This window comes from Paramicrobacterium fandaimingii (genome assembly GCF_011751745.2).
GTDB classification, from domain to species: Bacteria; Actinomycetota; Actinomycetes; order Actinomycetales; family Microbacteriaceae; genus Paramicrobacterium; species Paramicrobacterium fandaimingii.
Genome location: NZ_CP061170.1, coordinates 3,370,148 through 3,391,199 on the forward strand (window position 1 = coordinate 3,370,148; position 21,052 = coordinate 3,391,199).

Below are 21,052 nucleotides of genomic sequence, written 5' to 3' on the forward strand. Positions count from 1 at the left end.
TCAATCGCGATGTGAGAGGAACGCGGCCAGGTCACGGTGACGGTTCTTATCGGAGATGAAGATAGTCACAATGGCCGACATGATGATGACTCCCAGGTTGACGCCCATGACCAGCCAATACGAGTGCTCGCCACCCAGCTGAGCAAGCCAGGCGGCGATGTACGGAGCCGGCGCGGCAAAGATGAGTGTTGCAAAGTTGAGTGACAGTGCCGAGCCGGTGAAGCGAGTTGCGGTTGGGAACTGCTCGGCGAAGAGTGCCGGCTGTGCTCCGAATCCGAGCTGCACACCGCCAAGTGCAATCGTCGCCGCCATGATGCTCAGCACAAGCGAACCGGAGTTCACGGCGGGGAAGAACCCGAGTGACCCGACAAACATGGCAGCACAGCCAATCCACATCACCGGCTTACGTCCAATGCGGTCGCTTGTCCAGCCACCGAAGACACCGCAGAAGATTGACACGAAGTTGGCGATCATCAGCGTGGTAAAGCTGTCTGCCTCGGTGAATCCACCTTGATTGGTCATGAACGACAGTCCGTAGATGGCAATAATGTAGAACGTCTGCGCGAACGGCGCCCACTGCAGAATCATGCGGATGACCGTGAACGGCTGCGTCTTCAGAACGGTCAGGCCGTTGACCTTCTTCTGTGTTGCAGCAGCCTCCTGCTGCACCTTGAACGCGCGTGTCTCTTCCAACTGAATGCGAATGTAGAGGCCAATCAGCGCGAGAAAGATTGCCGCAATGAACGGAAGACGCCAGCCCCAGGATTCGAACGCCTCTTGCGTGAGCGTTGCGGAGAGCACCGCGAGCAGAACATTCGCCAGCACCTGGCTAATGGGCGATCCGATATTCATGAACGAGCCAAGGATGCCGCGTCGCGATCCAACCGCGTGCTCCATGGTCATGAGCTGCGCCCCCGTTGCCTCACCACCGAGAGAGAATCCTTGGATGAAGCGCAGAACAACGAGCACTGTGGCAATGAAGATGCCCTGACCTGTCGGCAACAGGCCAATGAGCAGCGATGCGATGCCCATAGCGACGAATGAGCCGAGCAACACAGGTCGTCGGCCGAAGCGGTCGCCCAAGAATCCGCAAACCACCGCTCCGAGAGGACGTGCAAGGAAGCCGACGAAGAACGTAGCGAACGACGCTAGAAGTGCACCACTTTCACCGAGCCCGGAGAAGAACAATGAGGGGAAGATCGTGGCCGACAAGGCGCCGTAGATGGCGAAGTCAAACCATTCGAGTGCCGAGCCGAGCGCACCAGATGCGACGGCGCGTCGCTCTTGCCGTTTCGAGACCAGGCTCTCATTGAGCGCCTTCAGCTCTTCCGTCTCGGGCGACGTAGTTCGATTGGACATAGTTGGCCTCCACAGGCATAAAGGGGCGAGGCTCAGAAACTCGCCGTTGAGTCGATGCGACAATACCGGACAGCGGGAAAATACTGCAAGAGCTTCCGGTAACCGGAAAGCTTGTGTACCGCTACGCGGGACGGCAAGCTGAAATCGAGCGTCAGACAGTTCGCCTCACACCAGACTGGTGGCACATCATTCTGGCCACATTGAAGGAGCCTCCATGAGAATCGTCTCATTCACCCTTGACGGCTCACCGCGCTGGGGAGTCGTAGACGGTGATCGCGTGCTGGCTGCGCCTGCGTCGATGCCGTCGCTCAAACGGGCGCTTCGCGAACACGGTCTCGACGTGCTGAGACAGGCTGTCGAGCCCTATCCAACGACGGCGGTGACAATCCTTACACCCGTGCCTGACGCCGACAAGATTCTTTGCGTCGGCCTCAACTACCTCGACCACATTGCCGAGACGGGACGTGAGACGCCGGCCCACCCCGTCGTGTTCGCCCGGTTCGCTGATTCACTTGTGGGAAACCACGCGTCACTCATCGCGCCTCGCGAGAGCGTCAGTTTCGATTTTGAAGGCGAACTCGCCGTCGTGATCGGGCGCACGGGCAGGCGAATCGCCGCAGAACGAGCGCACGACTACATTCTCGGATACAGCATCCTTAATGATGGGTCGATTCGCGATTTCCAGAAACAGACACACCAGTACACACCCGGTAAAAACTTCGATGCGTCCGGGGCGTTCGGACCCGTTATCGTCACGCCAGACGAGATTGGAGAGCTCGCGGGTCACCGCATCACCACAACTCTCAACGATGACGTGGTGCAGCAATCCGATCTTGGTCAGCTTTGCTTCGACGTTCCCGAACTCATCGCCCGCATCTCTACATGGACAACCCTTCGGCCGGGTGACGTCATCGCCACGGGCACACCGGGCGGCATTGGCGCTGCCCGCGACCCTCAACTATGGATGTTTCCGGGAGATCGGATCGAAGTGTCGATCGATGGCATCGGCACCTTATCGAACCCCGTCGTCGAAGACGACGACCAGATCGCTGTGTGAAAGGAGCGAACAATGACAGATCAGACTAATCTCAAGACTCTCAAGGTGAACCGCAAGGCGGACCTTGTCGAAGCACCAGGCCAGACACCAAAGGCCATCCGCATTTCGGGGGTGAGCGTTGAGAACTCCGAGGTGGAGAACCTCTGGTTTGGTCGCGTTCACACGGGACCTGGGGAGATCTCAGCGGCCCATCACCACGGTGAAGCAGAAACTGGCGGACACGTGCTGAAGGGCCGAGGGTTCATCCGATACGGCGAACGCTACGAGACTATCGTCTACCTGGAGGAAGGTGACTTCGTGTACGTGCCGCCTTTCGTGCCACACATAGAGGGCAACGCGTCGAAGACACAGGAACTCGTCTGGCTCACTACGCGCACGCCGGAAAATATCGTCGTGAATCTCGAGAACGAGGACATTGCCGATATCACCATTGATTACCGGGACTGAGCACATGCCACGCATAGCCTTCATCGCTGGAGGCACAAGCGGCATCGGGCGCGCGACCGCTGAGCGGCTCGTTCGAGACGGCTGGGCGGTCGCGATCGGAGGAAGAGACCATGATCGTGGCCGCTCCGTCGTCTCCGAAGTCGAAGCGGTATCGGCGGATTCAGCACTATTAGCAGTTTCACTCGACACTCGAGACGATGAATCTGTTTCCTCCGCTGTGGCTGACGTCATTGCCAGATACGGTGCGCTCGACGCAGTCGTGAATTGTGTCGGGGCAGCGCCATCCGGCACCTTTGACCAGATCAGCACCGCTGAGTGGGCTTCCGCCATAGATTCGAAGGCCATCGGCGCTGTGCGCGTGATGCAAGCTGCGTTGCCTCACCTGCGTGCCTCGTCGGCGGGACGCATCGTGAACGTCGCGGGCACGGCGGGTAAAGAACCCGGAGCAGCTATGGCTGTAGCGGGCGCAGCAAACAGCGCCATGCTCGCTCTGACGCGAGCCGCGGCAACTCAACTGGCTCCGGAGGGAATCACCGTCAACGCGGTCGCGCCGGGGCCGACGCAGACAGGTCGCTGGGACTCGCTCGTCGCAGCTACCGGCGAGCGTGACCATCTCACTGTGGCCGAGGCCGACGAGAAGCTGCGTTCCGGGATGCCCACGAAGCGACCAACCGATCCCGACGAGGTCGCTGCTCTTATCGCTTTCCTTCTCTCGCCTGAGGCGGGTCACATTATGGGAGCCGCCATCCCCGTCGATGGCGGCCAATCGAAAGGATACTGATGACAGAGCTCATCATCGGCCTCGGCCCGATTGGTGCCGCAGTCGGCGAACGATTGCTCGCGCGACACCGAGACGTGGCAGGCTTTGAGATTGACAACAACCGTGCGCAAGCTTTGGCCGACGAGACCGGAGTGGCCGTCGCATCCCAACCCCACGATGTGCCATGGAGAACAGTCGATGCAGTGTACATCGCTGTGCGTATGGCGGATCAGCTTGAGAAGGCACTCACGATGCTCCGGGAGCACGCGATGGAACGACTAACGATCGTCGTGCTCACAACACTTGCTCCAAGCGATGCCGCCAGAATTCTCTCGTCAACACCCACATCATGGCGCGTGTTCGAAGCACCACTCTCTGGAGGGCCTCAGGGGGCACGCGACGGGTCAATGTCACTCATGCTTGCAGGGCCCGAGCCGTCGGACACCGACCTCTCTCGGTTTGATGACATGGCCGAACGGCTCTTTTGGACTTCACGCTACGGACAGCCATCGCTGCTCAAGCTCTTGAACAATACGCTTGGCGCATATAACGCTCTGGCAACAGCGGCGATGCTAGATCTGGCGGTCGAGCATGATGTCTCTGCGCAGCAGTTCCTCGACGTTGTGAACGCCTCGAGCGGACAGAGTTGGATGAGCACGAATTTCGACAATTTCCACTACCCAATGCTGTTCAAGGACGCCGGGCTGTTGATCGGCGACATCGGGAAGACACCCACAATCGCACTTGGTGATCGTCCAGCACACGAAGCCACCATCGAGCACGCACGTCTTACCGCTTTCGGAAGCCGCTAGATCAGGGCATCGTATCTCCACCGTTGGGTGAGAACGTCTGCCCCGTGTAAAAGCTGCCACCATCGCTCAGCAGAAACTGGATGGTCGCATTGACGTCTCGCTCCGTACTGAATCGCCCGAGCGGAATCGTCGAGAGTTGCTTGTCGAGATGCTCTTTGGGCATCTTCTTCACTCGTTCAGTGAGAACAACGACGGGCGCGATCGCATTTACCGTCACTCGTGCAGGGCCAAACTCAGTGGCTAGTGCCCGAGTCAAGCCAACGACTCCCGCCTTTGCGGCTGCGTACGCAGCGTCGTTATTCACGCCTCGCACGCCGAAAATCGAGCTGGTATTGATGACCCGCCCTCCGCCGGCCTCACGCATCCGAGGCATCACCGCTCGACACAGGTAGAAGGCCGATGAGAGGTTCGCGTCGACGAGGTGTCGCCAATCGCTGTCGGTGATGTCTTCTAGGGGCTTGAGACGGTTATCCCCGGCGAGGTTCACTAGTCCGTGGGGAACTCCGTGCGCATCCATGGCCTGCTCGACGGCTCGGTCGACTTCGCTGCTGTGCGTGACATCGGCCTGAAACGCGGTCACTCCCGGGAAGCGATCCTGCAGCCGTTCGCTGGACTCAACGGACGCATCGATTCCTGTGACGACGTATCCATCCTCAAGCAGATCACCAACAAGAGCGGAACCAATGCCGCCTCCGGCCCCGGTGACGATGACATGTTTCATCGCTGCCATGTGAACGCCGTGCCAAAGTCATCGCACTCAACAGGGAGACTACGAATTGGTGAGAAGCCGGTCGGCTTATAGATGGTGTTCTCCATCGATTTGATCATCGGTCTAATAATTTCGAGGCACCGTTGCCATTCAGGTTCGGCAGCCACCTCGTCGCGCCGCCGGTCACGGTCGTCGAGGCTGTCATACGCCCACAGATGCATCATTTGGTTGAGTGTTCCTATTTCACTGACGAAGTAGCCCAAAAAACCTCGTTGGATGCGACGCTGAACGGGCAAACCGATGTTCTCGTAGGCATCGAGGAAATCGGCGAGCTTAACGCCGGTGTGGAGTATGTACGTGCGCTGCTCAATGAACATAGATTGTCTCCCAGTATTGTTTATCAACACCGAGCATAGTTTCGTACACAGGAAAACTTCAATGTAAGATTCCTATTAGCGGAAAGGTAACGAATGGCAGAAACGCTGCAATCGGTCACACACGCGCTGCGCGCACTCAAACTGCTGCGGCGCAACCCATCGATGGGAGTGAGCGATTTGGCGTCCGAACTTGGAGTCGGCGTATCAACGGCGCACCGCTTGCTCGCCACCCTCGTGAACGAGGGATTCGTGCGTCAGAGCTTGGGCCGCAAGTACGAACTGGGTAGCGAGATGCTCGGCACGTCTTCTGCGATCGAGCACTGCGCCGAGGTTTCCGCTCCGGTCATGCGGCGACTGAGGGATGCCTCAGGAGAGACGGTGCACCTGTCGATTGTGCGCGGCACCGAGACCTTCTTCCTCAGCGCCGTCGAGTCGAATGCAGCAGTGCGCGTCATGACACGTGTGGGCGAGAAGCCGCCAGCGCACTCGACCGCAGCGGGCAAGGTGCTGCTCGCAAGCCTGAGCCGTTCACACTTCGAGGAACTCTATTCTGCACCGAACCTGGCTCGGAAGACAGAGCACACAATCGAAGACCGTGCTGTGCTCTGGAGGGAGCTACAGCACGTCGCCGAATCTGGTTTCGCCACGAACCGAGCCGAATCAGAGATTGATATGTGCGCGATCGCGGTCGCGCTCCGCCGACCAGAAGGGAACCCCGTCTGCGCACTTTCGCTTGCTGCGCCGCTCTCGCGAATAAACCCGACTCGCCAGGAGAATGTCACTGACGATGAGGCGCGGTTGCTTGAGTATCTCCGAGCCTCCGCCGCAAAAATCGAAGAACTCCTGGCGTATTGACCAACGAGATATTCGATTTCGTCAGTCGAACCGTGAATGCCACTTTGAAAAAGTAGGATACTTCGTTTGGCATCCATACCCTTCCCGAAGCTCGTCTCTTCCGCACACCGGCGCTGAAATCATCCGTGGAAAGTTAGGCAAGTTCCTCCTTGACGGCATAGTAGTCGCGGTCATTTCTCGCTCCCAGTCAACATCGCACCAGACATCGGTGAGACGCAGTTGTCTATGTCGACCACGGCTTCCTGCGCGATCAGGCGCGAACGCAGTTCCCCGAAGTTCATCTCCGACATACTGTATCCGTACTGCGCGTTCAGGGCCGCTGCGGTACCGGCGCCCTGCCCCATTGCGATGCACGTCGCCATCGTGCGCACTGATGCGAACCCTGGGCCGTCGGCGCTCAAGCAACGCCCCGCAGTCACCACATTCTCGCTGCCGACCGGCACAAGTGCACGAAATGGGATGTTTTACTGCTGTTTGGGGGTCACAAATTCGCGTTGTCATTGCTGTCCGTCTCATGAATGTCGATGACATGTCCGCCCTTCGCAATCGTGTCGGGAGAGGCCTTTGGAACAATGACGTCGTCGAATCCAAGTAAAAGGTTCTAGCTGAACAAAGACCTACAGGATTTCCTCATGGAGGAGCTTTGGAAGTGGTGAGATGTAGATCTTCTCGCGGCCCTCACGCTGCGCGGCGAAGGCGGCCTCATACTCAGAGAGCGGGAAGGTGCGCGTCGGGATCGCGTCAAGCGGGAGGGTCTGCAGCATCGCGACCGCTCGCTCGTGCGTGTATGGGTTGATGATGGAGCCCACGATCGTGAGCTCCTTGTCGTAGACCTCGCGCGGGGTGAGCGCGAGGGTGTCGTCGGGCGCGGCGACGCCGAAGACCAGGAACGTGCCGCCCTTGCGGATGCGGTTCAGCAGGTCGCGCGCGATCGTGGCGCGCCCGACAGCATCTACCACCGAATGGAAGCCCTGCTCACCCGCCAGCGCAGAGGCCTCGGGCGAGTCCAGATCGTCGGGGTGCACCGCGAGATCGGCGCCCATCGCGAGCGCAAGTTCTCGGCGGGATTCGGACGGCTCGGACACCACGATCGGCGTCAGCCCGCGTGCCTTCGAGAGCGCGACGAGCATCGCGCCGGCCGGGCCGCAGCCAGCGATGAGGATCGACGTACCCGACTGCGGGTTGAGGCGATCCATCGAGTGGATGCAGCACGCGAGAGGCTCCGCCATCGCACCAATTTTCGGATCGGTCTGCGGGTCGAGCCGGTACAGGATGCGCGCCGGCGCGACCATCGTGGTGGTCATGCCGCCGTCGAGCTTGACCCCGTACCCCTTCTTGTTAATGCACAGGTGCTCGTCGCCCGAGCGGCAGTATGTGCACTCGGTGCAGTACTTGTGCGGCTCGACGGTGACCAGGTCGCCGACGGCGAGATCGGAGGAGTCGTCGGCGAGCTCGCGCACGACGCCGCACACCTCGTGGCCCATGATCACGTTGTCTGCGGACGGGAACGTGCCTTCAAGGATGTGCGTGTCTGTGCCGCAGAGCCCCACGGCGAGAACGTCGATCGAGGCTTCGCCCGGAGCAAGCTCGGGCACCGGTTCTTCTGCCAAGCGCAGACCATCGGCTGTGCTGTGCCGGAGTGCCGTTCGGTTCATTGTGCTGCCTCGCCGCCTTCTTCAAGAATTCCCGTCAGCCGGGAGATGTGGTTTCGCGCCGCGGTCTCTGCGGCATCCGGGTCGTGCCGGGTGAGCGCATCGAGGATCGCCCGATGGTCGGCCGTCGCGCTGTACACGCCGCCGCTGAGGTTCGTGGAGCGCATCGCCACGATCACCTGACCTTGGATCTCTTCCAACATCCGGATGAGAACCGGGCTTGCCGCGGCATCCCGAATCTGACGATGGAAGCGCGAGTCGAGTTCGATGTGCCGATGGAAGTCGTCGGGGTCGATCGACTCGTGCTCTGCGAGCACCGCGTCGAGGTCGGCCAGCGTGGCGTCGCTGATGGTGCTCGCCGCGAGTCGCGCGGCCATGCCCTCGAGCGCTTCACGTGCGTGGTACAGGCTCACGAGAGCCGACGTGGGCGGCAGGTAGACGACGGCGCCGCGATTGAACTCCTCAATCGCAAGGCCTTCGCGCACGAGCTGCAGCACGGCGTCGCGCACGGGGCTGCGGCTGACGCCGAGCTCTTTCGCGAGCGACGGAACCGCAAGGCGCGACCCCGGTGGGAGCTCCCCCGTGAGAATCTTTGCGCGCAAGAACTCGTGAACGCTCGTACCCACCCGCACGGGAGGCTCCCACTCCACGTCGACTCCCGCCTTCGCCTACTGTGCCCGCGTAAACGCGGTGACGAACCCGGAGTACGTCGCTGCGATGGTCTCGAGCGAGCGTGCGCGAACGTCCCTGTCCGTCGGAGCGGCAGCGAGCTGCTGCACCGCTTTCCACCAGATACTACGGCCGATGGCGAACCCGACGAAACCCGCCTGTGCGGCGATCTGCAGCCACGAGTTGACGGTGTCGGTGTCGCCGCCTGCCCCGAGAAGAATGCACTCTGCCCCGTGGCTTCGCGCGAGCTTTACCGTCGTGCGTGACGAGTCGACGTCGCCCTGGTGCTCCAGCTTCCAAATGTCCACGCCCACCTGCTCAGCGATCTCGGCCATGGCCTGGCGGGTGAGCTCCGGCCGCAGTTCCCAGGCGTAGCGCTCGGCGTCGCCGTCAACCTGGGCAAGCTGCTCATCGGTCGGCGGCACGAGAAGTTCGAACAGAAACTCGCAGCCTTCATCACGCGAGATGGCGGATGCTTCGGCCAGCCTCTCGCGCTGCAGCGCACGCTCGTCTGAATCTGCGGGGTTGTAGCGCACGAGCACCTTTGAGTAGCGCGGCGCAAACGCCTTCAGGTAGTCGCGCAGGTTCTCGGGCTCGGTTTCGTAGAGGCGCTGACCTGCGCGTTCGATGGGCAGCGCGAGAGGGACGCCATGAGCGAGGGCCCGCTCGGGAACGCCGGGGCCTAGCTCGGGGTCAACGAGAATGGCGGCGCCGGTCACGGCATCCGATTCTGTTGCCTTGAGCAGGCCCTCGAAGATGAGATGCTTCGCCTCGGTTGTGACCGCACGCTGTTCCGCGGTCGCGGCATCCGTGTGGCCGAACAGAGCGTTCGTCAGCCACGGGCGCTGGTCGGCCGCAAGAATAAGCAGGTTGTCGTGGGTCATCAATTCTCCTCGTGCGTGATGTAGGGCTTGACGAAGTCTCCGTCAAGAAATTTCGTGAACGTCTCTTCGAGATCTTCCAACCTCGTTGGCGTCATGATCGTGTCGCGAAGCGTTGCTCCGTGCGAGCGAAGCAGACCCCAGTTGTCGGCGACCTCGGTTTTGGGAAAGTAGAACGACCGCACGGTGAAGCAGTCGGTGCGGCGCCAGCGAGGCGTCGCGGGCATGAGGTACGGCTCGTTCGACTCGCCGAGGGCGAGAATCGCACCGCCCGGCTCGACCACGTTCTGCGCGGCCGCACGGGCGGGGTCGGCCCCGCTCGCCTCGGCGATCACCTGGTACTGATTAACCGTCTCGAGGTCGGTGGCGCGCGTTGCGCCAAGCTTCTCGGCAAGACCGAGACGGGCCTCGTTCGGGTCCCACGCGTGCACGGTGGGGATGCCCATGGCCAACGCCACCGCGACCACGCCGAGCCCGAGCGGGCCGCAGCCGATCACCAGCAGATTCTGGATGCCGCCGGGCTGCGTGCGCTCACCGAGGCGAAGCGCGTGGGCAGCGGTGCCAAACGTGTCGAGTGCGAGAACCGCGACGTCGGACGGGATGTCGTCTGGCACGGGGATGACGCACCGCACAGGAACATCCATGTACTCGGCGAAGCCGCCGTCGAACTGCCACCCCATGAGGCCTTCGAGGTTGTAACAGCGGTTGTTCTGCTGCTCGAGACACGCCTTGCACTCCCCGCAGCTCACGGGAATGTACACGACCACCCGGGTTCCCTCGCTCGGGGCATCCGGTGCCGACTCCACGATCGTGCCGACCACCTCGTGCCCGGGAACAACGGCGGCGCCACTTGCGAGCAGCCGTTTGTCTGAGCCGCAGAGCGCGCACACGTCGACGCGAATGCGCACGTGCCCGGGGCGAATCGCGCGCAGCGTTTCCGTCGAGAACGACACGACGCCGTTGCCCTCGAAATGAGCACTCGTGTTGCTGATGGCATCCGTCATTTGACCGCGCCTCCTGTCAGACCGCGCACAAGCCAGCGCTGCGCGACGATGGTGAGAATGATTGCCGGAAGAGAGATGAGCGTGCTCGCGGCCATGAGCCCGCCGTAGTCGCTCGAGCCCTGCCCGATGAAGTTGAACGCGATGACCGGCAACGGCATGGTGTTCGAGCTCGCGAGCGCGAGGGCAAACAGAAAGTAGTTCCACGAGAAGATGAAGCTCAGCGTGATGGCGACGGAAATGCCGGGCGTCACGAGCGGAAGCACCACCTGCATAAACCGTTGCCCCGGGCTGCACCCGTCGATCAGCGCTGCCTCTTCAAGGCTGCGCGGAATCTCTTCGTAGAAGGGAATGAGCAGCCAGATGCACAGCGGCAACGTGATGATGAGGTGTGCGGCGATCAACACGACGAAATTGAGCACATCGTTCGACGTTGCGCCGATCTTCATCGACATGATGAAGAAGGGAACGACGAAGAGCACGCCGGGGGCCATGCGCGCCAGAAGCGTGCTGAACCCGATGCCCGGAATGGTGCGCCGGGCGATGACGTACGCGGCGGGAATACCGAACAGCAGCCCGAGGATGGTGGAGCCGCCCGCGATGATGAAGCTGTTGCGAACGTAATAGATGAAGTCGAATCGCTCGAACAGGTTCGTGAAATTTTCGAGAGTGAGCGGCGTGCCGATGTTGAAGATGCTGCCGGTGATGTCGACGTTGCTGCGGAACGCCGACCACAGCATGAACAGCACGGGCACGAAGAAGATGAGCGCAGCGACGATATACGCGGCGTAGGTCAGCGCGTAGGTGCGCCGACGATTTCTCGTACTACTCGACATCGGTACTCCTCTTTCGCACGTAGGTGAAGATGGCGGCGACCAGGATGACCAGCACGAACAGGCTCAGCTGAAGAGCGGCAGCGTAGCTGGGCTCCTGATCGATGAACGCCGCGCGATACCCGTACACGTTGAGGGTGTTCGTCGCATTGACAGGGCCACCCTGGGTCATGATGTAGATGGTGTCGAAGAAGCGGATCAGGTCGACGGTGCGCAGCAGCATGGCGACAATCAGCACCGAGCGCAGCAGCGGCAGGCCGACGAAGAACGCCTTCTTGATGGGCCCGGCGCCATCAATGGATGCCGCCTCAAACGGTTCGCTCGGCAGCGACCGGATGCCGGCCGAGATAATGAGCGCCATGAACGGCGTCCACTGCCAGATATCGACGATCGCAATGGACCACGGTGCCATTTCGCGGCTGCCCAGCCACACGACGGGGTCGAGGCCGATCGCCTGCAGAATCTGATTCGCCGCTCCCAGCGTCGGATCGTAGATGAGCATCCATACGAGGGCGACTGCCACCGAAGCGGTGATCGCTGGAATGAGCAGAAGCCCCTGAAAGATGGCGCGCCCGGGAACATCGCGACTGAGCAGGTAACCGAGAGCAAGACCGAGAACCGTCTCGACGACAAGGCACACGATGAACAGCTGCAGTGTGACGAAGAGCGAATACCAGAACTCGGAGTTCTGGAACATCTCAATGAAGTTATCGAACCCGACAAACCCGCTGTTGTTCCCCGCGATGTCTTGATCGGTGACGGAGAGCCAGACGGTGTAGAGCACCGGGATGAGAACGAGCCCCACCGTCACGATGAGCGCAGGGATGATGAACGGGAACGTCCCGTGGGACACGGGGTCGAAACTCTTTCGACCCCGTGCCGCCGGGCTGCGCTTGTTCCCTTCGGTGAGAATGGTCCGCGTCGTAGACATATGCGTTATTTCTTATCCAACTGTTCGTTCAGCGTGGTTTGGATCTCTTTCGCGGCTTCTTCTGCCGTGGCGTCGCCGAGGATCACCTTGCCGATGGCATTGCCCAAGGTCTCGCGCATGCTCGGTGCCTTGGTGCCGACGGGGCCCACCTCGGTGTTGCCGTTCTCCTGAATGTCGGCGACGGCTTCGAGCCACTGCTTCTGCGTTGGCGCCGAGAAGTTCTCGACATAACTCGGGTCGGTCGCGACGGAGTCACGCGGCGGAGCGATCTCTGCCTTCGTCAACTCAAGCTGAATCTCGGGAGACGTGGCCCACTGCAGGAACTCCCACGCGGCATCCTTCTTCTCTGAGAATGGCGACATCGTCACGCCCCACGACAGAGCGGTCGGTGCGGCCTCAACCGAGCCCGCGGGCATCTTCGCGACACCAACGTTCTCGCTCACCGTGCTGTTCTCGGGATCGAACACCGAGTTGAGCTCGTTGCTCGACTCCAGCTCCATGGCGACCTTGCCCTGCGCAAACAGGTTCGATGACTCCGTGAAGCTGTAGTTGATGACGCCCTTGGGGCCGAAGTCCCTGGCGAGCGTTGCGTAATTGTCGATGGCCGTCACAGCGCCGGGCTGATCGAAGTTGGCAGTACCGTCTTCTTTCGTCCACTCGAGGCCTTCACCGTGGAAGAAGGGGCCGAAGTCGAAGGCGATTGCGGCCGCGGCACCACGCAAGGTGATGGGCGTGATCTCACCGGCATCCTTGATGGTCTGCGCTGCCGCCTTCACCTCGTCGATTGTCGTCGGTACCTCAATGCCCAGGTCTTCGAAGACGTCTGTGCGGTAGTACAGCACGGGTCCCTCGATGTTGATCGGAACCGCGATGACGTTGCCGTCGGCATCCTTCATGCCGTCGATTGCCGAGGGCGAGAAGTCGTCGACCTTGTACGAGTCGGGCGCCTTCGCCATGTAGTCATCGAGCGGCTGGTAGTACCCGGCGTCCGAGAACTGCGGGCCCTCGCGCGACGGCAGCGTCATGAAGACATCCATCGACGAGCTCTTCGACTGCAGGTTGAGCAGAATGCGGTCGCGCGCCTGCTGCTCGGCAAACGTCTGAACGTTGACCTTAATGCCGCTCTCTTCTTCGAACTGGCTGATGAGCGGCTCGAGGCCTCTCTGCCAGGGGTGGTTCGACAAGACAACGTTGATGGCGTCGCCGTCTGAGGAGCCCTCTCCCGGGGATCCACATGCTGTCGCCGTTGCGGCGATGACGGTAGCCGCCGCTATGGCGCCTACCCTCCGAACAATCTTGGACATCGTTCCTCCTTGATCGATTTCTCTTGGTGTATTGCGTGTGTTGTGTGTTGCGACGCGCTAGGGAAGCGCGACGAGGGGGGAAAGCCAGGTGTGAAACGCGCGCAGGTCGCGGGGGTCGGTGCCGCGCCAGGCGACAGGAACATGGCGCACGCGACCGCCCACGTCGGTGAGGGGAATGGCGGTGGCGTCGCCGTTTCGGTCGAGGGCGGCCATGACGCCGGTCGGCCCCGCGGGGTCGACGAGCCAGTTACCTGCGAGTTCGCCGAGCTGGTGCGCCTCACGCGCGTCGACGGGACTGATGAGTGCCGAGTTGCAACGCTGTGCCGTGCCCAGCACTTCGCCGCGAGCCGTGACGCCGAGTGAATCGGATGCCGCTTGCGCGAGCACCCGCGCTACTCCGCCCTGGATGAGCCGCGTGTGGTTCTGCGCCTTCACGGGCTGCTGCGTCAGCTCGGGAGCGACACCCTCGCTGACGATCACGAACGCGCGACCCTTCGCGGTGAGCGCGCTGTCAATGTGCGCGAGCGCCCGGTCGAGGTCGAACGACTCTTCGGGCGTGAGCACAAGATCGGCGGCGTGCTCCGGGTCGTGATCGTGAAAGCTCGCCGCGAGGGCGAGCCACCCGGTGTCGCGCCCCATCACCTCGACGATGCGCACCTTCTCGATTCCCGCCATCGCCTCGTGATCGCGCGACATATCGGTGGCGGTTGCCGCAAGGTACCGTGCGGCGGAGGGGAAGCCCGGGGTATGGTCGACAGCGACGATGTCGTTGTCGATCGTTTTCGGGATGCCGACAACGCGCAAGCTCGTGCCGCGCTTGCGTGCCCGCGTGGAGATCGCATCGAGAAAGGCCATCGTGCCGTTGCCGCCGATGAGCGCGAGCCCCGTGACCCCGGCCCGATCGAGGTTCTCGACGATCGCGTCGAGGTCGTCGCTCGTCACGGCCCGGCGTCCTCCCCGCAGCCACGACCCGGTGCGCTGCATGTCAGCATTCGTGGGTCCCTCGTTCGTGAGGGTTCCATCGACGAGAGCGTTAGGGCCTCCGCGCGCGAACAGCACGGGCGTCTCTCCGACGGCACGGATGAACCCCGCAAGACTGCGGTTCACGACGGCCGTCGGGGCGCCCGTCTGCGCAATGGCTATGGTCACGGTGTTGCCGTTCGCGTTGCGATTGTGCGGAAGTGCTGGTGGGCTTCGAGACCCTGCCGGCCGCCCTCATAGCCGACGCCCGAGAGGCCGATGCCGCCGAAGGGCGCACCGGGGTAGTTGGGCGTCGCCGTGTTGATGCCGATGATTCCGGCGCGGAACTCGGCAGCAACGGCATCCGCCTTCTCGAGGTCTTCGGTGCAGACGTAGCTGGCGAGGCCGTAGCCGCTGGAGCGCTGCAGCGCCATCGCCTCGTCGAGGTCGTCATACACGATGACGCCGGCCGCGGGGCCGAACACTTCGTCGGCGACGAGCGCGGACGTCGGCGATGCGTTCATGACGAACTGCGGTGCGGCGTAGTGGCCTGCGCTGGGGAGTTCGGCCTGCGGAAGTAGCGCTTCGCCGCCCGCCGCGGTGGCCTGGTCGACCAGGGACGCAACGCGCGCCGGGTCGTTCGCCGGGGCGAGCGGGCCGAGGTCTGTCGCCGCGTTGCGCGGGTCCCCGACGACGAGCGTTGACGCGGCAGCGACGAGCGCATCACGGAAGTCGCCCTCGAGCGACCGCGGAATGAGCACGTTGTTCGCGCCGATGCACGACTGGCCGTTGTTGCGGAACTTGCCGATCATCAGAGTGTCGACGGCGTGCTGCACGTTCGCGTCGTCGAGAACGACGAACGAGGCGTTGCCACCCAACTCCATCACCGCGGGCGTGAACCGAGGAGCGATCTGCTCGTTGATGATGCGGCCGACGCGCGTAGAACCCGTGAACGAGACGCAGTCAACCCGGTCGAGCCAGGGGGTGACGACGTCGCTTGGGGAGCCGAGAACCGTGTTGACGACTCCGGCCGGAACGAATCGGTCGAGCAGGTCAGAGAGCCGCAGTGACGAGAGAGCTGCAAGCTCGGCGGCACGAAAGACGACAGTGCACCCGGCGGCGAGCGCTGCAGCGATCTTGCGCGCGGGGATCGAGATCGGGAAGTTCCACGGGGTGACGACAGCGACGATGCCCATGGGCTGCGGCTGCACGCGATGCTGGATGCCGGGGATCACGGCGAAGTGCTCGTCGCGCTGGGCAAGGAGCAGATCGGCGAAGGCCTCGAAGTACACGGCAGAGAAGGTGATCTCGCCCTGCGCCTCAGCGAGCCGCTTGCCCGTCTCGGTGCTGAGCAGCCAGGCCCAACTGTTCTCGTCTGTCGCCGCTGCCTCGTCGCGCAACGCTGCCGCGATCGCACGCAGAACGGCCGCCCGCTCGTCGACGCTCGTTGCGGCCCAGGGGCGAAAGGAACTCTGCGCAACATCGACGGCGCGGAGTGCGTCGTCTGCCGTGCCCTGCAGCACGTCGCCAAAGGCATTTCCGTCGATGGGGCTGATCGCGTCAACGCGACGACGCCCGGTGGAGTCGGTGACGACCTCGCCGCCGATTCGAATTCCGCTTGCGGACAACTGATTCACTGTGCCTCCTCCGAGAGATGTACAAGATGTGCTGACAGGTGACTGAGCTCGATGTCGACGCCGATGCCGGCCGCCTGCGGCACCGAGACGGTTCCGTGTGCGGTCAGCAGATGGTCGACCGGCTCGCGCACCGGGTTCTGCCTGATGTCCCACTCGAGCCACGGGGTTGTCGGGTTCGCGGCTGCGAGCTGAATCGAGATGGCCGTCGAGTACGCCCCGTTGTAGAGGTGCGGCGCAACGAGGGTTCCGGATGCCGCGGCAGCAGCCACGACGCGCTGGTACTCCGTGACGCCGCCGACCTTGCCCACGTCGGGCTGCACGATCGTGACACCGGGCAGTGCGAGATAGGGCTCGAATGCGTCGGCACCATAGAGGTTCTCACCCGTGGCGATGGGGATGCCGGTTTCACTGTAGACGTGGCCGAGCGCGTCAGGCTCGTCGCCCGCAAGCGGCTCTTCGATCCACTCGATTCCGTACTCGCGAAGCATGGGGGCCAGCTCGATGGCCTCGCTCGACGACCAGCCTTGATTTGCGTCGCCGAACAGGCGAAACTCGTCACCCAGCACCCGCCGAGCATTGGCAAGGTTCTCGTCGTCGCGTTCGCGCCCGAAGCCCAGCTTCACCTTGGCCGCCGTGAGCCCGAGCTCGAGGCAGCGCTCGGCCGATTCGACGACGCCGCTGGGGCCGAGGCTCGATCCGTACACGGCAATCTCCGCACGCGGGCTGCCGCTCAGAAGTGCGGAGAGCGAGACGCCGCGCTCGGTGGCTGCACGCAGCCAGAACGCCTGATCGATGGCGCTGATCGCCTGGTAAACCGGGCCGATCGCTCCCCATTGGCGCGCAACGCCGGTGAGTTCTGACAGAAGCAGCTCTCTCACGTCGGCTGTGTCGGTGAAGATGCGTCCGACCAGAAGCGGGGCGATGCCTTCCGCAACTGTCGCGATGCGCTCGCGCCAACCCCACGAGGGGTAGTTCACCCAGGTCTCGCCCGTCGAGACCGTGCCGTCGTCAAACGCGACGTCGACGAGAAACATCACTCTGAATCCGAGGGCGCCGAACGACATGGCGACGCCCGTCGTCACCGGCGCACGGTAGACGCGGCAGGTGACGCCCGTCACAGCACTGCCCGACATCGTCACCGTCGTGGCAGGCACATGTGAGGCATTCGCACAGAGTTGATCGTTTTCTAACATTGCATGCAGTGTTGCACGTGGTTGCATCGCCGTCAACCCTGCATCGGGAAAAGTTATGGAAGCACGAAATCCACGCCAGCCGCGGCGATCTTCGCGGCGATCTCGGGCTCCCACTCCGTGTCCGTTGCAATGCGCGATACCCGGTCGAGCCCACACACGCGCACGGCGCCGCTGGCATTCGCCTTTGTGGCATCGACGGCGAGAATCACGTCGCTTGCCGCGTCGATCATGGCGCGCTTCGTGGCCAGCTCCACCGAACTGTGCACATACAGACCATCGGCGTTCACGGCGCTTGCGCCGAGCAGCAGCACATCGATGCGCAGATCTCTCAGCGCTGCGACGGCTCCGGGGCCGACCATCGCCTGATTTTCGTGCAGCAGGTCGCCGCCGACGCCGATCACGCGCAGATCCGGCCATTCCAGCATGCTCGCGAGCACGGGAACCGAGTGCGAGATGACGCATCCGGTGAGCTCCGGCGCCAGTTCCATCGCGCAGACGTGCGTCGTCGTTCCCGCATCAACGCCCAGCACGCCCGCTCGCGGGACGATGGACTTCACGGCGTCGGCAACGCGCAGCTTTGCGCGGGAGTTGCTCTGCGTTCGGCTCGAGAATCCGGCCGGCGATTGACGCCCAGCGGGTAGCCGCGCTCCGCCATGCACAAGCTCCAGCTCACCCTCGTCTGCCAGCTGCTTGAGGTCGCGCCGCACCGTCATCTCGGCAACGGCAAACTCTTCGCTCAACGGGTGTACGGCAACGTGGCCATCGCGAAAAAGCGATTCGAGAATGAGAATTCTGCGCCGTTCCGCACCGCCATGACGCAGTGATTCTCCCAGTGTGCTCACACTCTGCATGCTAGCAAGGCTCTGATAGAGTGCGAACACAATGTTCGATTTCTCACATTTTGAGCCAAAGGATTCTCATGTCTGACCCGACAACCCTCGCCCGGCCGTCCGGCGGATTCGCCATGCTCGCTGTCGACCAGCGCGAAGCGCTGCGCGACATGATGCTGCGCGCCCGCGGTGTGCAGATCAGCGACGCAGACATGACAGAGTTCAAGGTCGCCGCCGCGCGCGCCCTCACCCCCTCTGCGTCTGCCGTGCTGATCGATCCCGAGTTCGCGTGGGACGCCATCGTCGATCAGGATGCTGTCGCCCCGACGTGCGCACGTATTGCCGCCGCCGACCATTTCGTCGCCGGTGCGGGCGAGTTCGTGCGCGAAGCATCCTTCGACACAACCCTCGACTACGAGGCGATCAAAAAGCAGGGCGCAACGGCGCTCAAGCTGCTCGTGCTGTGGCGCGAAGACCAAGACCCGCAGCAGCGCATCGACGAGGTCACGGCGTTCGTCACGGCCTGCCGCGAGCTCGACCTCGTCTCCGTCATCGAACCCGTCGCGCGGGGACGCTGGGATGGCGCCCCGAGCGACGTCGAGGCCGGCGTTCTCGCTGCGGCACGCGAACTCGGCGATCTCGGCGCCGACATCTACAAGGCCGAGGTTCCGTTCAAGGCAACCGAGAGCGACGAGCGCGTCTTCGACGCCTGCCGCGAGCTGACCGACACCATCAACGGCCCGTGGGTCGTGCTCTCGTCCGGCGTCGACGCCGACAGGTTCCCCGATGCTGTGGGGATCGCGTGCCGCGCCGGAGCCTCCGGCTTCCTCGCCGGCCGTGCCGTCTGGGCATCCGTGCTCGGAGCAGATAACGTCGATGACGAGCTTCGCGCAACATCCATTCCGCGTCTCGAGCGACTCGCGACGATCGTCGACGACAACATCCGCAACTGATAGTAGGCCTTACGACCGTGACCTGGCTTCTCGCTCTGTGTGCGGTCACGCTCGGGGCAGCTCTGCAACGCGTGACCGGGCTGGGGTTCACCCTCATCTCGGGCCCGCTGCTTGTGCTGGTTTTGAATCCGTTCGACGGCATCGTTCTTGCCAACATCCTGTCGTTTCTCATCGCCGCGATCGTGCTTATCCCCACGTTTCGCCACGCTCAGTGGAAGACGGCGGCAAAGCTGTCGATCGGCATCGTCGTCGGTGTGCCGCTCGGAGCGCTTGTTGTCTATGCGCTGGATGCCGACATGCTGCTCATCTTCGTCGGCGCGCTCACGACAATCGCTGTCGTGCTCGCGCTGACGAGGCGCCCCATGCCGGTCTTTCGCGGCACGCCCGGGGCGATCTTCGCCGGCTCGCTCTCGGGGTTCAGCAACGTCACCGCCGGCGTGGGCGGCCCGGCACTGGCGATGTTCGGTTCGGCGACGAAGATGCCCATGGCGGCGTTCGTCCCGACGATGCAGGTCGTGGCGCTGCTCACGAATGCGCTGTCGGTGGCGGCAAAGCCGAACATGTCGCTGCCGCTCCCCCTCGTGCTCGCCGCGGTGTGTTGCGTGCTGCTCGGCCTCGTGGCGGGCTCGTTCCTGCAGCGCGTCATCACGCCAACCCGCGCCCAAACGCTCGCCCTCACGCTCGCACTCCTCGGCTCCCTCGCCGCAACGATCCGTGGTGTCTTCGCCCTATTTGGCTAGGTTCCCTACTCCTTTGTATTGCAGACATCAGACTGCGCACCGGGAGATCGAGGCGAATTCAGACGCCGATTACGCTCTTGTGCACTCAAGTAATCGCTGAGCAATTGCCACGGCTCGTCATCATCCGCAGAGTCAGTTCTCGGGCACAAGACTGTTGTCGCGGTCACCGCACTCTGCAGATGCGCGAACCTGGTTCCACGCTGCCTCGCGAGTGCGAGATACTGCGCGAGCCCAAACCACACGTCGTCTTCCAAATACCGGTACCTCAGGGTTGTCGGTGCCGCGGACCCAGCGAATCCAGAGAACGTCTGCAAGCTCTCAAGGAGAGTATCCCCACGCATTCCCTCCGCTGCGTAGTACCGCAGCATCCATTCATGAAGAGTGAAGGGGTCACCTCCCAGCGATCTGACTAGTTCCAGTCGTTCCCCATCGATCGCTTCCATGTACCGCGCCGCTGCTGGCGACAGACCCTCCCTATAGAAGAGGAACGGCTCGCCGTTGTCGATCCGCGCCGCGTTTAGCAGTACGACCGCGGGGTGGATCATATGGTTGGCGTTCGAGAGCGTGGTCGTGACGAGGTCGCTCGACGCTAGGTTCGGGAAATACCACCCGAATGCCTCGTGCAGTGCGCGCGTCGCAGTCGGCGTCACAGAGGCGAGAGGAAGATCGCGTTTGACAGCTCCCAGGCGGAACTTATTCCCTGCCGCGTCTCGTCGACCGCCAGCGATGAACGCCGTCACCTCGGCGGAATCGGGGGCCGTCAGACCCCACTCGTTGAACCAGGCTCGCACACGCAACACCCCAGCGAAGCCACCCGGGGCCAGCAAGAGGTTCATACCCGCAATCTGCTGACGATGGGCATAGAGCACCTCCTTGAGCTTCGTGCTGTCAGAGATGACAACGAAATGCGTTGTCCCGGGAAGAAGCCCGTGGCGCAGCCGAACGGGCTCGGCGAGGTTATCGACGCCCATTCCCGGTAGATCCTCGTGCGACAATGCTGACGAGAGGACGCCGACCTCTTCGCCGGTGTTCGCCGATGCGTAGACGGCGGCAGGGAGGGCTTGTGGGCCCCCGATGACAGACAGCACAGTG

At 62.8% G+C, this 21,052-nt stretch carries 23 protein-coding genes; 7 read left to right on the forward strand and 16 right to left on the reverse strand.

Translation table 11 applies throughout. The annotated features are described in order from the left end of the window. Entirely contained in the window at positions 1–1,359 is a 1,359-nt protein-coding gene (locus HCR84_RS16265) for an MFS transporter (RefSeq protein WP_166979300.1), read from the reverse strand. 214 nt (positions 1,360–1,573) lie between these two features. Here HCR84_RS16265 and HCR84_RS16270 point away from each other — a divergent pair, with 214 nt between their 5' ends. The 4 genes from HCR84_RS16270 to HCR84_RS16285 are packed head-to-tail and all read left to right on the forward strand — an operon-like array spanning position 1,574 to position 4,435. Next, positions 1,574–2,416, forward strand: coding sequence for a fumarylacetoacetate hydrolase family protein (locus HCR84_RS16270; protein ID WP_166979297.1), 843 nt, complete (start codon positions 1,574–1,576; stop codon positions 2,414–2,416). 12 nt (positions 2,417–2,428) lie between these two features. After that, complete coding sequence (locus HCR84_RS16275) at positions 2,429–2,863, forward strand: cupin domain-containing protein (protein WP_166979294.1); 435 nt, start codon at positions 2,429–2,431, stop codon at positions 2,861–2,863. Between the two features lie 4 nt (positions 2,864–2,867). Continuing rightward, positions 2,868–3,644 carry an SDR family NAD(P)-dependent oxidoreductase gene (locus HCR84_RS16280; protein WP_166979291.1) on the forward strand — a complete coding sequence of 259 codons (777 nt, stop codon included), beginning with the start codon at positions 2,868–2,870 and terminating at the stop codon, positions 3,642–3,644. Continuing rightward, positions 3,644–4,435 carry an NAD(P)-binding domain-containing protein gene (locus HCR84_RS16285; RefSeq protein ID WP_166979288.1) on the forward strand — a complete coding sequence of 264 codons (792 nt, stop codon included), beginning with the start codon at positions 3,644–3,646 and terminating at the stop codon, positions 4,433–4,435. Before HCR84_RS16280 ends, HCR84_RS16285 begins: the two co-directional genes overlap by 1 nt. A gap of 1 nt (position 4,436) precedes the next feature. On the opposite strand, the gene HCR84_RS16290 is transcribed toward HCR84_RS16285, so the two are convergent. Beyond that, a complete protein-coding gene (locus tag HCR84_RS16290) occupies positions 4,437–5,165 on the reverse strand; it encodes an SDR family NAD(P)-dependent oxidoreductase (protein WP_166979285.1) in 729 nt (242 codons plus the stop codon). Then, on the reverse strand, positions 5,153–5,521 hold the full coding sequence (locus HCR84_RS16295) for an NIPSNAP family protein (RefSeq protein ID WP_166979282.1): 369 nt from the start codon (positions 5,519–5,521) through the stop codon (positions 5,153–5,155). Before HCR84_RS16295 ends, HCR84_RS16290 begins: the two co-directional genes overlap by 13 nt. Positions 5,522–5,614: 93 nt before the next feature. Between HCR84_RS16295 and HCR84_RS16300 the strand changes: the two genes are divergently transcribed. Further along, positions 5,615–6,376, forward strand: coding sequence for an IclR family transcriptional regulator (locus tag HCR84_RS16300; RefSeq protein WP_166979279.1), 762 nt, complete (start codon positions 5,615–5,617; stop codon positions 6,374–6,376). A gap of 170 nt (positions 6,377–6,546) precedes the next feature. Here the strand turns inward: HCR84_RS16300 and HCR84_RS17845 are convergent, their stop codons facing one another. From HCR84_RS17845 to HCR84_RS16360, 12 genes are all read right to left on the reverse strand, one after another. Next, on the reverse strand, positions 6,547–6,837 hold the full coding sequence (locus HCR84_RS17845) for an FAD-dependent oxidoreductase (RefSeq protein WP_350339807.1): 291 nt from the start codon (positions 6,835–6,837) through the stop codon (positions 6,547–6,549). Positions 6,838–6,993: 156 nt separating this feature from the next. Then, a complete protein-coding gene (locus HCR84_RS16310) occupies positions 6,994–8,031 on the reverse strand; it encodes an alcohol dehydrogenase catalytic domain-containing protein (protein WP_166979273.1) in 1,038 nt (345 codons plus the stop codon). After that, entirely contained in the window at positions 8,028–8,678 is a 651-nt protein-coding gene (locus HCR84_RS16315; protein ID WP_166979270.1) for a GntR family transcriptional regulator, read from the reverse strand. The genes HCR84_RS16310 and HCR84_RS16315 overlap by 4 nt, the downstream gene beginning before the upstream one ends. Before the next feature lie 18 nt (positions 8,679–8,696). Continuing rightward, positions 8,697–9,581: a 2-deoxy-5-keto-D-gluconate 6-phosphate aldolase domain-containing protein gene (locus tag HCR84_RS16320; RefSeq protein WP_166979267.1), complete on the reverse strand. Its 885-nt coding sequence runs from the start codon at positions 9,579–9,581 to the stop codon at positions 8,697–8,699. Continuing rightward, positions 9,581–10,582: an alcohol dehydrogenase catalytic domain-containing protein gene (locus tag HCR84_RS16325; RefSeq protein ID WP_166979264.1), complete on the reverse strand. Its 1,002-nt coding sequence runs from the start codon at positions 10,580–10,582 to the stop codon at positions 9,581–9,583. Before HCR84_RS16325 ends, HCR84_RS16320 begins: the two co-directional genes overlap by 1 nt. Then, positions 10,579–11,415 (reverse strand): carbohydrate ABC transporter permease, encoded by an 837-nt coding sequence (locus tag HCR84_RS16330; protein ID WP_166979261.1) that lies wholly within the window; start codon positions 11,413–11,415, stop codon positions 10,579–10,581. Before HCR84_RS16330 ends, HCR84_RS16325 begins: the two co-directional genes overlap by 4 nt. Then, on the reverse strand, positions 11,405–12,343 hold the full coding sequence (locus HCR84_RS16335; RefSeq protein WP_166979258.1) for a carbohydrate ABC transporter permease: 939 nt from the start codon (positions 12,341–12,343) through the stop codon (positions 11,405–11,407). Before HCR84_RS16335 ends, HCR84_RS16330 begins: the two co-directional genes overlap by 11 nt. 5 nt (positions 12,344–12,348) lie before the next feature. Further along, entirely contained in the window at positions 12,349–13,647 is a 1,299-nt protein-coding gene (locus HCR84_RS16340; protein WP_166979255.1) for an ABC transporter substrate-binding protein, read from the reverse strand. A 57-nt stretch (positions 13,648–13,704) separates the two neighbouring features. Beyond that, positions 13,705–14,796 (reverse strand): 6-phosphofructokinase, encoded by a 1,092-nt coding sequence (locus HCR84_RS16345; protein WP_166979252.1) that lies wholly within the window; start codon positions 14,794–14,796, stop codon positions 13,705–13,707. Next, positions 14,793–16,244, reverse strand: coding sequence for an aldehyde dehydrogenase family protein (locus HCR84_RS16350; protein WP_166979249.1), 1,452 nt, complete (start codon positions 16,242–16,244; stop codon positions 14,793–14,795). Before HCR84_RS16350 ends, HCR84_RS16345 begins: the two co-directional genes overlap by 4 nt. Next, positions 16,241–17,377, reverse strand: a complete 1,137-nt coding sequence (locus HCR84_RS16355; protein ID WP_218043591.1) for a mandelate racemase/muconate lactonizing enzyme family protein — start codon at positions 17,375–17,377, stop codon at positions 16,241–16,243. Before HCR84_RS16355 ends, HCR84_RS16350 begins: the two co-directional genes overlap by 4 nt. 113 nt (positions 17,378–17,490) lie before the next feature. Next, the gene (locus HCR84_RS16360) at positions 17,491–18,279 is read right to left on the reverse strand and encodes a DeoR/GlpR family DNA-binding transcription regulator (RefSeq protein WP_166979243.1); all 789 of its coding nucleotides are present in this window, start codon (positions 18,277–18,279) and stop codon (positions 17,491–17,493) included. Positions 18,280–18,356: 77 nt separating this feature from the next. Here HCR84_RS16360 and HCR84_RS16365 point away from each other — a divergent pair, with 77 nt between their 5' ends. Together HCR84_RS16365 and HCR84_RS16370 are read left to right on the forward strand one after the other, a co-directional pair. Beyond that, positions 18,357–19,220: an aldolase gene (locus HCR84_RS16365; protein WP_166979240.1), complete on the forward strand. Its 864-nt coding sequence runs from the start codon at positions 18,357–18,359 to the stop codon at positions 19,218–19,220. Between the two features lie 17 nt (positions 19,221–19,237). Continuing rightward, positions 19,238–19,960, forward strand: coding sequence for a sulfite exporter TauE/SafE family protein (locus HCR84_RS16370; protein ID WP_166979237.1), 723 nt, complete (start codon positions 19,238–19,240; stop codon positions 19,958–19,960). A gap of 5 nt (positions 19,961–19,965) precedes the next feature. Here HCR84_RS16370 and HCR84_RS16375 read toward each other — a convergent pair whose 3' ends face one another. Next, on the reverse strand, positions 19,966–21,048 hold the full coding sequence (locus HCR84_RS16375) for an NAD/NADP octopine/nopaline dehydrogenase family protein (protein ID WP_166979234.1): 1,083 nt from the start codon (positions 21,046–21,048) through the stop codon (positions 19,966–19,968). Positions 21,049–21,052 lie beyond the last annotated feature (4 nt).